The organism is Halomonas sp. KX33721 (genome assembly GCF_001596805.1).
Lineage (GTDB): Bacteria > Pseudomonadota > Gammaproteobacteria > Pseudomonadales > Halomonadaceae > Vreelandella > Vreelandella aquamarina.
This window is the reverse complement of the sequence record NZ_LVIA01000013.1, coordinates 50,290-64,827: the sequence shown is the minus strand read 5'-3', so window position 1 is coordinate 64,827 and position 14,538 is coordinate 50,290. Positions and strand designations below refer to the sequence as shown.

Here is a 14,538-nt window from a genome sequence, read left to right as displayed (position 1 = left end):
AATCTCACTATCTTCAGCATGTTCAGAGCACCACCTATCAAGGTGGAAGTACATTCAACGAGCTGATTTAGCTCATCGACAGGAAAATGAAATGGAATCGCTAGGCTCACGTATCAAGCAACTGCGACTTCGGGCCAAGCTCAACAAAGCTGCCCTTGCACGTAAAGTTGGCGTGTCAGATGTCACCATTTCTTATTGGGAGTCCGGGGCGATCAAGCAGATCGGTCATGAACGCTTAGTAGCGCTCGCCGATGCCCTTGATTGCTCGCTGGCGACCCTTTTGGAAGGTGACAGTGCGCCTCAACTGTTGACCCTGACCCATACTGGTCCCCTCCCCTGGGAACAGGTTCAGGCAACGACCATTACCGTACCGCATCATCTGCCGTTGAAGATTGACTGGAAAGCACCTTGCGTGATGGCCACCCCTGGCAAAGAAACGGATTTTTCACCAGTAGCCTCTGGTGATTTGCTGTTGCTTGGCCCAACGCATGTGTTTCATAAAGCAGGCCACTATCTCATCCAGCGTGATGGCCGATTTGTCATTGAGCACTTCTCCAAAGCGCCCACTGACACCTCGATTCATGCGGTGTTGTTAGCACACTGGTGTCCTGCCTAAAGCATCTACCTCCCCATCCCTACTTGTCCTCAATAACGTCCACCTGGTCGCGGGTCCGTCTTGGTTCACTGCCTACCAAGAAACGGCGCGAGTAGGTGGCTACCTGCCCTAACCCATGGCGGGACTGGCTGATGAGCTCTCCCGCCAAGTATTCACCCTGGGTACCAATGCGCGCCTGCACGCTTTCTGGCTGAACGGCAGCCTCACCTAACTGCACGGTGACAAGATAATTGCCATCCGGTAAGCCACTGCCAGAGCCTAGTGGGCCAGCTTCAAATTTACCATTCACCACACGTGTACGCTCTTGCCAGCGTACGCGGCTAATTTCTCGCTCTACCACTACTTGTAGCTGGGCATCATTTGGCAGATTGGTTTCGCCTTCCACCATCAAACGCCGGTCTGGACGTAAAAAAGCAGCGGTTGAAATCATTACATTGAGCGGCTCAACCTGTTGTGCAGACGGCTCAGGTTCAGAAGCACGCTCTTCGGCCACTGAGTGTGGCTGGTGCTGTGCGACCTCTTCCTCAGGCCCACTACAGCCGGACAGCAGCAGGGTACCCACTAGCGCCACGCCAACATAACCTAGCGTTTTCCCCATAACGACTCCTCATCTTCTGTAATAGGCGTAATGCTGCCTCTCTCGGGCTCTCACCATACCGCTTTTGACCGCAAAATACGCAATGTGATGCAGGGGTTGTGCAATATCAAATCAGCTTACGCTGGCCTCGAATTAAGCTAGCCACTGCTGCCCCCACTGATATAAAGATGAGCAATTTTATTTCCTAATGCCATTGAGCGAGGCGACGAGTGCCACACCTATGGTTTAGTGGTGTCCGGCTGCCATTCAGCAGGCGACACCTTCGAAAACACCTAGCAAGGATGATGAACACCAGCGATGTCGGAAGGAATTTTTGAGCCTCCCCTTCCCCGTCAACACACTGCATCAAGGCGCAGCGACTTATTTTGTGCTGCCTACCCTTTCTTGCGTACAATTGCCCGCCAACGCGCCCACCACTTCTGATAGGTCACCATGTAGACCATGGTGTTGCTGTTCGTTTAGCGAATAGCCGCGATCAGAGGGCAATAGATGTGTGTACTTACATCGCATACCAAGTATGCAAGTGATTAATATGACGAAACAAAACCCAGCAGAAGCGGCCCGCCGATTTTCTGTAGCTCCGATGATGGATTGGACTACCCGAGACTACCGCGCCTTCGCCCGCACGCTCACCAAGCGGGCGCTGCTATATACCGAGATGGTGACCACCGGTGCGGTGCTGCACGGCTCTCCCCGGGAGCGCTTTTTGGGCTATAGCGAGGTGGAGCATCCGATTGCTTTGCAGTTGGGGGGCAGCGATGCGGGTGAGCTGGCGGAGTGCGCAGCGATTGCGCAGGCGTGGGGCTATGATGAGGTCAACTTAAACGTTGGCTGCCCCAGCGACCGGGTGCAGAACAATATGATTGGCGCGTGCCTGATGGGCCATCCCGAAAAAGTGGCGGCGGCGGTGAAGGCCATGCAGGCGGCGGTGTCGATTCCGGTCACGGTGAAGTGCCGTATTGGTATTGATGACCAGGATGAAGACGCGGATTTAGCGCGGTTTATTGATATTGTGGCCTCAGCAGGCTGTGAAGTATTTACCGTGCACGCCCGAAAGGCGTGGCTTCAGGGGCTATCGCCGAAAGAGAATCGCGATATTCCGCCGCTGAATTACCCAAGAGTGCACCGGCTAAAGCAGAGCCATCCTGAGCTGCATATTGGTATCAACGGCGGGATTAAAACCCTGGCGGAGTGCCAAGCGCAACTTGAGCAGGTGGATAGCGTGATGGTGGGTCGTGAGGCGTACCAAAATCCGTGGTTATTGGCAGGCGTGGATGAGCAGCTCTTTGGCGAGCCGGGCCCGGTGCGTACACGCTTGGAAGCGGCCACGGCGTTTCGCCCATACATTCAGCAGCGGTTGGATGAAGGTGCCAAGCTGAACCATATCACTCGCCACTTGCTGGGGCTTTTTCAGGGCTGCCCTGGCGGGCGTCGGTTCCGTCGTCATCTCTCGGAGCACGCACATAAAGAGGGTGCAGGCTTACGCTTGTTTGATGACGCGCTCGGCTTGGTTCGTGAGCCTGAGTTCGAAGCGGAGCCTCTCGACGAGCAAACAAACCGCCAGCCCGTGACCTAACGACCAACAGGCTGGCGGTTTAACGAACGCCCAGCGATTTTATCGTTGGGCGTTTTCTTTTGGGAGGCTACTGCGCGCGAACGCCTTGCTCAATACGCTCGCCTACTTCTTGATCGATGTTGCGCCAATACTCAAACGCGCGCTCCAACACCGGCTCGGTGACGCCACCGGAAAGGAGCCCCACCACGTTGGAAACCAACCGGTCACGCTGGGCATCGTCCATCACCTCACGCACCAGGGTGTGCGCTTGGCTCCAGTCGTCGTCATCTTTGCGCAGCGTGTACGCGGTGCGTACGAATTGCCCATCCGTCGACCACACCGCATCTTCCGGGTAGCGCTGCCCATCTGCCTTGGGGCCGCCTTTGCTATTGGGCGTGTACACCGGGTCGGTAGAGTGACGAATGCGCATCGCGCCGCCCTGGGTATAGCTATGCACGGGGCTCTTGGGCGTATTAACCGGAATATGCTTGTAGTTCACCCCTAACCGCGCACGGTGGGCATCGGCGTAGGAAATAGAACGAGCCAAGAGCATTTTATCCGGCGACAGCCCGGTGCCGGGCACCATGTTGTTGGGTTCGAACGCGGCCTGCTCGATTTCGCTATGGAAATCGGTAGGGTTACGGTCGAGCGTCAGTTTACCCACTTCGATCAAGGGGTAATCTTTGTGTGACCACACCTTGGTCAGATCGAAGGGATTAACGCGGTAGGTCTTGGCATCCTCAAACGGCATGATCTGCATGTGCAGCGTCCAGGTGGGGTAATCCCCGCGCTTGATCGCCTCAAATAGGTCGCGGCGGTGGTAATCCGCATCGCTGCCGGCCATCTGGTCAGCCTGTTCCTGGGTCATGCACTTGATACCTTGATCGGTTTTAAAGTGATACTTCACCCAAAACCGCTCGCCTTCTGCGTTTACCCACATATAGGTATGGCTGGAGTAGCCGTTCATGTGCCGCCAGGTGGCGGGAACGCCGCGGTCGCCCATAAGCCAAGCCACTTGGTGAGCAGATTCAGGCACCAGCGTCCAAAAATCCCACTGCATGTCGTGGTCGCGCAAGCCATTATCGGCGCGACGCTTTTGGGAATGGATAAAGTGCTGGAACTTCATTGGGTCGCGAACAAAGAACACGGGGGTGTTGTTACCCACCATGTCGAAGTTACCTTCTTCGGTGTAGAACTTGATCGAGAAGCCGCGCGGATCGCGCCATGTATCCGGGCTACCGCTCTCCCCTGCTACAGTGGAAAAGCGAATGAGGACATCGGTCTTCGCGCCTGGCTGCAGAAATTTTGCTTTGGTGTATTGGCTAACGTCTTGAGTGATTTCAAAGTGACCAAAAGCGCCACTGCCTTTCGCATGGGGCTGCCGGTCGGGAATCATTTCCCGGTTAAACGCTGCCATTTGCTCCATCAGGTAGTGATCGTGCATCACGATCGGACCATCCGCGCCTACCGACAGCGAATGCTCATCGCTCGCTACCGGAATACCTGACTCATTAGTGGTGGGATGCTGGCTACCACTGCTCATTGCTCTTCCTCCTTGTCACACTCGACATGGCACGGTCTGCACCACTGGAAATGACCGCTTTTGCAACACTATTTAATGTAAGCTAAAGCGGCCCCCACACAGGTATAGTCAACAAGGAGGTATTGCGCCATCCATGGCACCAGATACTTGGCTATTAGAGCAATAGCTTTTGTTTATTAGCTGCGCTGGATGTTAGTACATCGCATCCGGTGGCGGGGTCAGGCTAGATTGGAAGCTCTCAATGGCCGTTTCAGCTTCTTCAATTTCGTCAAAACGGGCAATGTGATAAAGCGCTTCACCTTCATTAGCCAGCGGTAAACGGCTCATGCCAATCACAATACCGTCCGCCATGGCGAGCACTTCGCCTTCGTCATTACCAAATGGGTCAGCCACTTTGCCAAGCACCTCGCCTTTGGCCACTCGCGCCCCCAAGCGCACCTTGGGGCGCAAGATACCGTCGATGGGTGCGCGCGCCCAGCTTGAGCCATTGGCCAGCTCGGCGGGGGCAGGGGTACGGCGGCGCTGCTCGCCACTCAGCATGCCCAGTCGGCGCATGACCCTGAGGATGCCCTTGACGCCAGGCGCAATCGCCCACTCGTCGAAACGTAATGCCTCACCGGCTTCATAGGTCAGCACGGGAATGCCCAGGTTCTGGGCGTAGTGGCGCAGGCTGCCTTCGCGCAGTTCCGCGTTCAAAATGACCGGCGCGCCAAAAGCGTCGGCCATACGCTCGGTTTCGCTGCCCGCACTCAACTGTGCACGGATTTGCGGCAAGTTAGTGCGGTGAATCGCTCCCGTATGCAAATCGATGATATGAGTGGCATGATCGACGATCTCCTCCCGGAACAGCGCCGCGATACGGCCCCCCAGCGAGCCCTTTTCGCTGCCCGGAAAACAGCGGTTCAAATCCCGGCGATCAGGGAGGTAGCGGGTCTGCTGAAGAAAGCCAAAGACATTCACCACCGGTACTGCAATCAGCGTACCGCGCAGGCTGTTGGTCGCTTTGGATCGCAGCAAGCGGCGGACGATCTCCACACCATTGATCTCATCGCCATGAATCCCGCCGCACACCAGCATCACCGGCCCCTCTTTGCGACCGTGAACCACTTCGACCGGAATATGCAGCGGCGTATGGGTATACAGGCGTGCCACCGGCACGTCGATCTGTAAACGTTGTCCGGGCATCACAGTATGCCCAGCTAGAGAGAAAGGTGCTCGCGCCATTGCCATTCCTTACACGTACGTTGAGACGGAGCCTGACACGCCAAAACACGGTGCCTCAGGGTTTTAAAACAGCGTTTCTAAATCGTTCTTATACGCTTTTCAGCATCAAGTAACGCGCTTGATAACCTACATTATCAACTTAACCCCCTATCCATACAGTTTTGAATGTAAAAAAGCCGTCACATCAGATAAAATAGCGCCATTCTGTGTCGATATTGAGGTAATGGTTTCATGGCAAGAAAAACCAAAGCGGAGGCTGCTGCAACTCGCGAAGCGCTGTTGGATGCTGCTGAAGAGGTGTTTTTCGCAAAAGGCGTTGCACGCACGTCGTTAGAGCAAATCGCTCGCCATGCTGGCCTTACCCGAGGCGCCGTTTATTGGCACTTCAAGAACAAAGGCGACCTGTTCATGGCCCTGGTGCAGCGAGTGCGCATGCCGTTCCAGTCGCTGATGGAAGAGGTCAATAACGCCGACCCAACCGTATCGCCGCTCGATGCCATTCGTCTTGCCTGCCACGCGGGGTTGAACCGTTTGGAGCAGCCCTCCCACCAGCGCATTCTTTCCATTTTGCTGCATCGCTGTGAATTCTTTAGTGATATCAATCCCATCGAAATGCAGGACGAAATTGCGGAAGAGTGCTTCGACGAGATGCTCGTGGTGTTTCAGCTCGCTCAACAGCAACAGCTTTTACGCGACGATGTCACGCCGGAGGTGGCCACGCGGCTCATGCAGTCCACGCTGGGCGGCCTGTTCCACGACTGGCTGCGCAACCCGGATGCCTTTTCGCTTCGCGAACGAGGCGGCGAATTGATCGATGCCCTGATGGCCATGCTACACCGCTGAGCTGACTCTTCCTATTGCGCTGCAGCATAGCGGACTATACTGAGCGTATCCGTTTTGACAGGTACCCCGTATGGATGCGTTAGAGTTTGTTCGCGTGCGCGAACTGGACATTGCCGTTCGTATCTGGAACCCAGATGCACCACGCACGTTGATCGCCTGGCACGGGCTTGCCCGTCACGGCGGCGACTTTGCTGCGCTGGCAAGAGAGCTGGGCAGTGAATGGCGAATCCTCGCGCCCGATACCCCCGGACGAGGGTTATCGAGCTGGTCGCTGTTTCCCGCTCACGACTATCTCTACAGTCACTACCTCACCATCGCGATCGCACTACTGGATCACTATCAGCTCGAACAGGTGGACTGGCTCGGCACGTCGATGGGCGGCCTGTTAGGGATACTCATCGCGGCTAACGAGCAGCATCGCGCGCGTATTTCACGGTTGATCCTCAACGACGTAGGGCCAGAATTGAACATAGAGGGATTGATCGCTCTGTCGAGCTACTTTGGCGTGACGCATCGGTTCAACAACTTTGCCGACTTAAAAGCGGAACTCACCAAGCATTACGCTAGCTTCGGCATTACTCGCGCCGAGGAGTGGCGAGAGCTTGCCCTTCATAGTGCCCGCCGCCTGCCCGATGGCAGTTGGACCTACCACTTCGACCCACGCATCGGCGAGCAGTTTATCCACGACACGCCCAGGGACACCTGGGCGGACTGGGCCAATATACGCTGCCCGATCATGGTGATTCGAGGGGAGACATCGACCCTGCTCGACGCCGAGACGCTTCCCAAGATGGCGGAGGCACAGCCTACGTTGACGACGTTGACCGCAGCGGGCTGTGGTCACGCGCCGATGCTCAATACGCCTGAGCAGGTTACGCCCATTCGCCACTTCCTCAACGAACCGGCACGTGCACATCGCGCAGCGGCCCCCAGCACCGCCGTTTCGTCCTCATTACTGAGTTGGCTGACGAAGCAGTGGCGGCGCTGGTTTCATTAACCCAAACAGAAGTCAGGTAGAGTAGCCGTTAGGGTGATGCTTGTGCTGCAAACGAAGCTTATTGATACGCACGCGCGTGTCCAAGTAGTGCTGCTCTAAAACGCTTCGGTACGCACCCTCCTCAGCAAGATATTTCACCAGCACACGGCGCTCCCCTGGCTGCGGGCAGTCCCCGGCTTTGCAGTGCAATTTGACCGTACTGCTGGGCTCATTGAGCAGCGTAGCGCTGGCAGATTCATCGTTTTGGCGCTCTGCCACCACGACGGTAGCGCCCAGCAGGCAGCGACGTTTGAAGGGTTGATAACGGTGCAGCCCACGCTGCAACACATGGCATACAGCGGCGGCCATGGGAGAAGCCACCGCGAGCGCAGCCCACACCACCAGTACCCCCACCGGCACCCTAAGCATGCCCAGCGCCATCCAGCGCAGGGCCAAAAGCTCAACGGCAAGCGACAGCGCCCCAGCAAAGAGCACTAAGACGCTGAGCGCTAGCGTGGCGGGCACGCCAGCAAACCCTAGCGAAACGAGCGTGCTGGCCATGTGATCATCGCGCAAGCTGTCGCGTTCGAATAGCTCCAACGGCGCTAGCCGAATGAGCACCAGCAGCCAATAGAGCGCAATGAGCGCTAATAAAAAGGTAAAAACGATGGTAGGAAACTGCAGAGCAGCAGAGATAAGCGTTTGCATGGCGTGTTCTCCTCTGAGCGCGTTGCCCAGTCTTGTTTTCGCCTGACCCAAGCTCTATTTATTGGCGTTTATTAGTACAAGCTGAAAACGGTGGTCACTACTAGCGTAGCTCATCTTAATCGCTTATGAAGCGGCAGATTTGACCCGCATCATAACGCTGGCAAAAAAAACGGGCGCCCCGTAAAGGGGGCGCCCGTGGTAGGCCTGGCCAGATAGGTTACGCCTTATCGTGGCCGAGCTCCGCTTGCTCTTGACGCTCCTGGTTCGGATGGCGCTTGCGGTAGAGCCAATCCGATACTGCGGCAATCATGGCGTAGAAACTGGGAATGAACAGACTCCCCAGAATCGCTACGGATGCCATCCCCACGGCGACCGTGGTACCGATATGGTGACTACTTACGTCACTGGCACCGGTCGCCAAGGCCAAGGGCAAAGTACCGAAGACAAACGCCAGCGACGTCATGACGATCGGACGGAAGCGCAGTTCTGCTGCGGTAATCGCCGCTTCGCGAATCGATTTACCCAGCTCTTTACGCTGCAGCTCGGCAAACTCGACGATCAGGATGGCGTTCTTCGCCGCCAGACCGACCACCACTAGCATGCCGATCTGCACATAGACACTGGTATCCAAACCACGCAGCACGATCCCCCCAATACCGCCAAGGAATGCGAAAGGCGTGGCGGTCAGTACCGCCAGCGGCAACGACCAGCTTTCGTACTGCGCCGCTAGGATCAGGAACACCATCAGGATACCGAACACGATCGCAAGCGTTGCCGTATTCCCCAGGTTGGATTCCTGATACGCCGTACCGGTCCAGCCCATGCCCCAGTTATCGCCCAGCGTCTCCTGCACCACTTCTTCCATGGCTTCGATGGCCTGAGCCGAGCTGTAGCCCGGTGCCGGGTTACCCTGGAACTGCGCCCCTGCGTAGACCCCAAAACGCGACACCACCGCAGGCCCCGTCTGGCGTTCGAGGGTGACGAACTCAGAGAGCGGGATACGCTCGCCATTACCGCCGCGCACGTAGACGTTGTTGACATCTTCCGGCGTTTTACGGAACTCGTCTTCGTTCTGCAAGTACACCTGGAAGTTACGGTTTTGGTAGCTGAAGTAGTTCACGAACCCGTTACCAAAGGTGTTCGCCAGCGCCGAATTGATATTCTCAAGCGCGACGCCGTAGCTGAGCGCTTTTTGCTGGTCGATCTCCGCCCGGTACGAGGGCACGTTTACGTTGAACGTCGTGAACACTCGGTTCAATACAGGGTGCTGGTTCGCGGTCTGCATGATTTGCAGCGAGGCTTCATACAGTTCCCGAGTAGACGCCCCGTCGAACGACTGCAGGTAACCGGTGAAACCACCGGTGGTAGACAGTCCCATGATCGGCGGCACGTTGAAGGCCATCGCCGAACCGCCATCGATACTGGCACCCAGCTGCATGATGCGGCCAACCAGCTCATTGGCAGTGAGCTCACGCTCCGCCCATGGCTTCATGTTGATGAACATGATGCCGCGTGCGGTATTCACCGCGCTGGACAGAATGTCATACCCTGCCACCGCCGAGGAGTACTGCACGCCAGGGATATCTTCAATGGCAGCACTTAGCTCGGCCATGTAGTTCTGGGTACGATCCAGCGAAGCGGCGTCCGGCAGCGACACGCTGACCAGCACGATCCCCTGGTCCGTTTCGGGCACCAGCGTGGAGGGCGTATTGGCATACAGCCAATAAGAGCCCGCCCCTACTGCCACAGTCAGCGCCAGCGCCAGCACCCAGAAGCGCACCAGCTTCTTCACGAACCACATGTAGAGCGCCGTGAAGCCTGCGAAGAAACGATCGAACAGGCGCAGCGGCGTGGTAATCGCACGCTTGAAAGCGGACTGACGGGTCTTGTGCAGGTTGTGCTTGATGAAGATCGCGGACAGCGCCGGGGTGAAGGTCAGTGCCATCAGCGCCGACAATGCCACCGAGATCGCCACGGTAATCGCGAACTGCTGGTAGATCTGGCCCGTGAAGCCGCCCATGAAGGCGACCGGCACGAACACCGCCGCCATGATCAACGACGTGGCGATGACCGGCCCACCGACCTCTTTCATGGCGCGAATGGTGGCATCGCGAACGCTGATATCGTCCTCTTCGCTGAGCACCCGCTCGACGTTCTCCACCACCAGAATCGCGTCATCCACCACGATACCGATCGACAGCACCAGCGCGAACAGCGTCAACAGGTTGATCGAGAAATCGAACAGATAGAAGCCCGCAAAGGTACCAATCACCGACACCGGCACCACCGACATCGCGATGACGGTAAAGCGCCAGTTCTGCAGGAAGATAAACAGAATCACGATAACGATCAGAAACGCTTCGATGAACGTCTTGAGCACCGTCTCGACGGACGCATCGATGAACAGCGTCGTATCGTAAGGCGTCACGTACTCGAGCCCCGGCGGGAAGCGTTCAGCCAGATCTTCCATGGTCGCCCGAACCGAGTTGGCCGTCTCCAGCGCGTTGGCCCCCGGCTGCTGGTTGATGATGATCGGCGTCATGGCATCGCCGTTCAAACGCGCATCGACACCATAAAAGGAGGCACCCAGCTCGATCCGTGCGACGTCTTCCAGACGCAGCGATGAGCCATCGGGGTTGGTACGCAGGAAGATTTCGCGGAAGTCGTCAGTGCTCGTGAGACGTCCACCGGCGGTAATCGTATAGGTATAGGCGCGCGGCTCGCTTTGTGGCGTAGCGGCCAAGTTACCGGCGGGGATTTCGGTGTTCTGAGCACGAATGGCACTGGCCACTTCGCTAGGCGTAAGGTCGTACTGCGCTAGCTTGTCAGGGTCCATCCAGATACGCATGGCAAACTCGCCACCGCCAAGTACCTCGGCATTACCCACCCCAGGCACTTGGCGCAGCTCATCGAGAATATTGAGCGTAGCGTAGTTCTGCATATAGATCTTGTCATAATCACCGCTCTGGGAGGTCAAGGCCACCAGCATCAGGATCGAGTCTGACCGCAGCTCGACGGTCACCCCCTGAGACTGGACGGCCTCGGGCAGCTGCGATAGCGCCCCCTGAACACGGTTATTGACGTTGATCGTATTGATGTCGCCATCCGTGCCGATGTTGAACGCCACGCTCAGGCTCATGGTGCCATTATCGGCGCTGTTGGAGGTCATGTAGAGCATGTCCTCCACGCCGTTGATGGCTTCCGCCAGGGGCGCGGCCACGGTTTGTGCCACGGTCTCCGCATCGGCACCGGGGAACTGCGCCTGTACCGAGACCGTAGGCGGCACCACGCTGGGATACTGCTCGATGGGCAATATCCGCATCGCCATCGCGCCTACCAGCGTCAGGATAATCGCCAGCACCGTGGCGAATATCGGACGACTGATAAAGAAGTTAGAGAAATTCATTATTGGGCACCCTCTTCCCCTTCCGCGGGCGCATCACCGGCGCCTTCGGACATCTCGGCAGCCGCTTCGGCCTGCTCCTGCTGCTCCTGCGCTTCGGCTTCTTCCACGTCATCGACCAGCTGTTCTGCATCGCCATCGAAACGCACCGGGTCGATCTCCATGCCCGGCTCGATACCCGCCGGGTCACCTACCACAACGCGCTCGCCAGGCTCCAGGCCATCCAGGATGATCTGCCAGGGACCAGCCACATCGCCCAGTTGAACCGTCCGCTCACGCGCCTTGCTTTCGTCGTCCAGCACGAAGACACGAGGGCCCATCAACCCTTGGGTAACGGCAATTTCAGGCACCGCCATGACGTCGAAGCGCTTCAGGCCTTCAAGGCGTACGCGCACGAACTGGCCCGGCAGTACTTCCCCGTCAGGGTTGTCGAACGTGGCCGATGCTTGCACCGTACTGGTGCCGGTATCCACGCGGGAACCGAGGAAATTCAGGCGGCCCGCCAGCTCACCACCGGCGCTACCCGCTAACCCGGGCACGCTGAGATGGGCGGTAATGGAGGACATGTCACCGGCGCTGTCGGCCAGCTGACGACGCAGCTCGAAGGCATCACGCTGGGGTAGCTGAAAGCGCACTTCCAGCGGATCCAGAGGCGTGATCGTGGCAAGCTCGGTGCCCGACGTCACCAAGTTGCCCACGTTGATCTGGCTCAAGCTGATCATGCCCGACACGGGCGCGGTGACGTTGGAGTATCCCAGGTCCAGATTGGCACTGGTGAGTGCGGCTTCCGCCTGTGCCACGCTGGCCTGCGCAACCCGCTGCTCTGCCAGCGCCTGGTCGTACTGCTGGCGGCTGACCGAGTTCTGGCTCAGCAGCTGCTCGAAACGCTGCGCATCCCGCTGGGCGCGTGCCAGCTCTGCCCGGGCGCTCTGCAGGTCTGCTTCACGCTGGTTCACCGTGGCCTGGTACAAGTCCGGCTCGATGGTATACAGACGGTCGCCCTGCTCGACCATTTGACCAGGTTCGAAGTGGCGCTCTTCCAAAAAGCCGCTGACGCGTGCCACGAGCGTCACTTCAATATCGCTGCGCAACAGCGAGGGGTAGGATTTATCCAGCGGTATGTCCCGACGCGCTATCTCAGTGACCTCCACCGGGTGGGGCGGCGCTTCCTGCTGCTGGCTTTGCTGCTCCTGTGGCTGCTCCTGTCCACATGCCGTGAGCGCTAATGCGGCGATCAGCGTCACTAGACTCGCTCTACCTAAGTGAATCACTCTTTTCATGCGTCGAATTCCCATTCATTTTTCTAAACATTGACTGATCGCCAAGAAGGCATGCACAGCGTACGTCAAGCACCTGGAGTGGGCGGTGCACCAATATCCATTGCACGCTGATACGCGTCGGGCTCATTGCTTTCCGGTAGGATAAAGTGGATGTCCTCGCCCGTGAGCCACGCGTTCACTTCTTCGATGGCCTCGACATCGAGCAGCCCTGCCTGCTGACGCAGCGACAGCAGATTCACGACATAGTCGTAACGCGCCTCGGCATAATTGGCGATGGCGTTATAGAGGCTTTGCTCGGCATTGAGCACATCGACGATATTGCGGGTACCCACCTCGTAGCCGGAGCGAGTCGCTTCCAAGGCGCTGCGGTTGGACACGATCGCTTGGCGCCGCGCCGCCACGGTGGTGACGTCGTTGACGACCTGGGTATAGAGCGAACGCACCTGCTGGGTGGTATCGCGGCGCTGAGCCTCGAAGTCGTACTGACTGGCCTCCAGGCTATAGGTGCTTTGGCGGATCTGCGCGGAGGTGGTACCCCCGGTGTAGAGCGGCATGGAAGCACGCAGCCCCAATTGGCTATTGGAGTCATTGCCGATCAGTTGGTCCTGATCACTTTCGAAATACTGGTAGTTAGCGAAGGCTTCCAGCAGCGGCAGACGCTCGGCACGCGACAGCTCAACCTCGCTATGCGCCACCTCGACCCCGGCGTCGGCCAACAATACCTGAGGGCTATTGTCCATGGCCAGCGCGACCCAGGCGCCGCGCTCCCTGGCCTTGGGCACATCGATGAGCAACTCCCCGGCCAGGCCCTCGATGCTTGCGTAGCGGCGCCCGGTGAGCTGCTCCAGGGCCTCGAAGTTGACCTGCATGGCACTCTCGGCGGCGATACGCTGGGCGCGGGCCAGATCAAACGAGGCCTCCGCCTCGTGAACCTCGGTGATGGCGATCAGGCCTACATTGAAGCGCTCGCGCGCCTGCTCGAACTGGCGACCGATGGCAGCCTCCTGGGCACGCCGTGCCTCCAGGATATCGTAGGCCCGCAGAATCTCGAAGTAGGCCTCGGACACGTCGAACAGCAGTTGCTGGCGGGTCACCTCCAGCGACAGTGTCTGCTGATCGAGCTGACGCCGGGCGCGGTTGAGCCGCGCGCTGCTGGTGGCATCGAACAACGCCTGCGAGGCATCGAGATTCAGCCTGGTGCTACTGTAATTATTGTCGGTGCCGAAGCTGCTAGCACCGATGCTATTACCACCAAAGTTGAAAAGCTGACGGGAATAGATGCGAGTATTGCTGACGCTGGCGTCGGTGTTGACCTGGGGCAGCAGGGCGCCACGCTCGACGTCAGTGCCGGCCTCGGCGGCCAGCAGCTGGGCACGCGCCGCGGCCAGAGTGGCATCGTTTTGCAGCGCATCGCGGGCGATGGTCACAAGATCCGCCGCTTGAGCTGGCAGGATAAAAGAAGACGTGAGCACTGCTAACAACAGGGGGCGAAAGGGGGCATTGACTGCCCAGTGTGCTAGTCGCATGGGATTGCCTCTAGGTGTCAACGTAAGACGGCGCAGCACGGCACCATTATGAAAGAGTGGCATTATAGTTACATTCATGTATGTATGCTAGACTTGAAGTTGCCTGATTTGTGTGTACAACACTGATGTCAAGCAGATCACCATCGACTTCACCATGGAAGTGGACAAAATCGAAGACCCCAAGGGCGACCGCGTGCTGCTCACCTTGAACGGCAAGTTCCTGCCTTATAAATCCTGGTAAGCAGCCTGCATAAAACACGCTAATA

General features: G+C 57.9%; 11 protein-coding genes and 1 pseudogene. 5 read left to right on the top strand and 7 right to left on the bottom strand.

Annotation, left to right across the window (positions count from 1 at the left end):
* Window positions 1-91 precede the first annotated feature (91 nt).
* Window positions 92-616, top strand: a complete 525-nt coding sequence (locus A3220_RS05040) for a helix-turn-helix domain-containing protein (protein ID WP_044627838.1) — start codon at window positions 92-94, stop codon at window positions 614-616.
* Window positions 617-635: 19 nt separating this feature from the next.
* Here the strand turns inward: A3220_RS05040 and A3220_RS05035 are convergent, their stop codons facing one another.
* Window positions 636-1,214, bottom strand: a complete 579-nt coding sequence (locus A3220_RS05035; RefSeq protein WP_062359307.1) for a hypothetical protein — start codon at window positions 1,212-1,214, stop codon at window positions 636-638.
* 532 nt (window positions 1,215-1,746) lie between these two features.
* Between A3220_RS05035 and dusA the strand changes: the two genes are divergently transcribed.
* Window positions 1,747-2,790: a tRNA dihydrouridine(20/20a) synthase DusA gene (gene dusA / locus A3220_RS05030; protein ID WP_062373670.1), complete on the top strand. Its 1,044-nt coding sequence runs from the start codon at window positions 1,747-1,749 to the stop codon at window positions 2,788-2,790.
* 67 nt (window positions 2,791-2,857) lie between these two features.
* On the opposite strand, the gene A3220_RS05025 is transcribed toward dusA, so the two are convergent.
* Window positions 2,858-4,312: a catalase gene (locus A3220_RS05025; protein ID WP_062373577.1), complete on the bottom strand. Its 1,455-nt coding sequence runs from the start codon at window positions 4,310-4,312 to the stop codon at window positions 2,858-2,860.
* Between the two features lie 192 nt (window positions 4,313-4,504).
* Window positions 4,505-5,536: a succinylglutamate desuccinylase/aspartoacylase family protein gene (locus A3220_RS05020; RefSeq protein ID WP_062373574.1), complete on the bottom strand. Its 1,032-nt coding sequence runs from the start codon at window positions 5,534-5,536 to the stop codon at window positions 4,505-4,507.
* A gap of 231 nt (window positions 5,537-5,767) precedes the next feature.
* Between A3220_RS05020 and A3220_RS05015 the strand changes: the two genes are divergently transcribed.
* Window positions 5,768-6,379 carry a TetR family transcriptional regulator gene (locus A3220_RS05015; RefSeq protein ID WP_062373572.1) on the top strand — a complete coding sequence of 204 codons (612 nt, stop codon included), beginning with the start codon at window positions 5,768-5,770 and terminating at the stop codon, window positions 6,377-6,379.
* 70 nt (window positions 6,380-6,449) lie between these two features.
* Window positions 6,450-7,376 carry an alpha/beta hydrolase gene (locus A3220_RS05010; protein WP_062373568.1) on the top strand — a complete coding sequence of 309 codons (927 nt, stop codon included), beginning with the start codon at window positions 6,450-6,452 and terminating at the stop codon, window positions 7,374-7,376.
* Between the two features lie 12 nt (window positions 7,377-7,388).
* Here A3220_RS05010 and A3220_RS05005 read toward each other — a convergent pair whose 3' ends face one another.
* The 4 genes from A3220_RS05005 to A3220_RS04990 form a co-directional block, all read right to left on the bottom strand.
* Window positions 7,389-8,063, bottom strand: a complete 675-nt coding sequence (locus tag A3220_RS05005; protein WP_062373565.1) for a hypothetical protein — start codon at window positions 8,061-8,063, stop codon at window positions 7,389-7,391.
* 217 nt (window positions 8,064-8,280) lie between these two features.
* The gene (locus tag A3220_RS05000) at window positions 8,281-11,469 is read right to left on the bottom strand and encodes an efflux RND transporter permease subunit (RefSeq protein ID WP_062373562.1); all 3,189 of its coding nucleotides are present in this window, start codon (window positions 11,467-11,469) and stop codon (window positions 8,281-8,283) included.
* The gene (locus A3220_RS04995; RefSeq protein WP_062373559.1) at window positions 11,469-12,746 is read right to left on the bottom strand and encodes an efflux RND transporter periplasmic adaptor subunit; all 1,278 of its coding nucleotides are present in this window, start codon (window positions 12,744-12,746) and stop codon (window positions 11,469-11,471) included. Before A3220_RS04995 ends, A3220_RS05000 begins: the two co-directional genes overlap by 1 nt.
* Before the next feature lie 65 nt (window positions 12,747-12,811).
* The gene (locus A3220_RS04990) at window positions 12,812-14,272 is read right to left on the bottom strand and encodes a TolC family outer membrane protein (protein ID WP_062373556.1); all 1,461 of its coding nucleotides are present in this window, start codon (window positions 14,270-14,272) and stop codon (window positions 12,812-12,814) included.
* Between the two features lie 142 nt (window positions 14,273-14,414).
* Between A3220_RS04990 and A3220_RS16790 the strand changes: the two are divergent.
* Window positions 14,415-14,513: pseudogene (locus tag A3220_RS16790) on the top strand (cyanate hydratase); the annotation flags it as partial.
* Window positions 14,514-14,538 lie beyond the last annotated feature (25 nt).

Excerpts from the sequence above, each read along its gene's own strand:
- A3220_RS04990 (WP_062373556.1), bottom strand. The coding sequence starts at position 14,272 with ATGCGACTAGCACACTGGGCAGTCAATGCCCCCTTTCGCCCCCTGTTG.
- A3220_RS05025 (WP_062373577.1), bottom strand. The coding sequence starts at position 4,312 with ATGAGCAGTGGTAGCCAGCATCCCACCACTAATGAGTCAGGTATTCCG.
- A3220_RS05020 (WP_062373574.1), bottom strand. The coding sequence starts at position 5,536 with ATGGCGCGAGCACCTTTCTCTCTAGCTGGGCATACTGTGATGCCCGGA.
- A3220_RS05000 (WP_062373562.1), bottom strand. The coding sequence starts at position 11,469 with ATGAATTTCTCTAACTTCTTTATCAGTCGTCCGATATTCGCCACGGTG.
- A3220_RS04995 (WP_062373559.1), bottom strand. The coding sequence starts at position 12,746 with ATGAAAAGAGTGATTCACTTAGGTAGAGCGAGTCTAGTGACGCTGATC.
- A3220_RS05010 (WP_062373568.1), top strand. The coding sequence starts at position 6,450 with ATGGATGCGTTAGAGTTTGTTCGCGTGCGCGAACTGGACATTGCCGTT.
- A3220_RS05035 (WP_062359307.1), bottom strand. The coding sequence starts at position 1,214 with ATGGGGAAAACGCTAGGTTATGTTGGCGTGGCGCTAGTGGGTACCCTG.
- A3220_RS05040 (WP_044627838.1), top strand. The coding sequence starts at position 92 with ATGGAATCGCTAGGCTCACGTATCAAGCAACTGCGACTTCGGGCCAAG.
- A3220_RS05015 (WP_062373572.1), top strand. The coding sequence starts at position 5,768 with ATGGCAAGAAAAACCAAAGCGGAGGCTGCTGCAACTCGCGAAGCGCTG.
- A3220_RS05005 (WP_062373565.1), bottom strand. The coding sequence starts at position 8,063 with ATGCAAACGCTTATCTCTGCTGCTCTGCAGTTTCCTACCATCGTTTTT.
- dusA (WP_062373670.1), top strand. The coding sequence starts at position 1,747 with ATGACGAAACAAAACCCAGCAGAAGCGGCCCGCCGATTTTCTGTAGCT.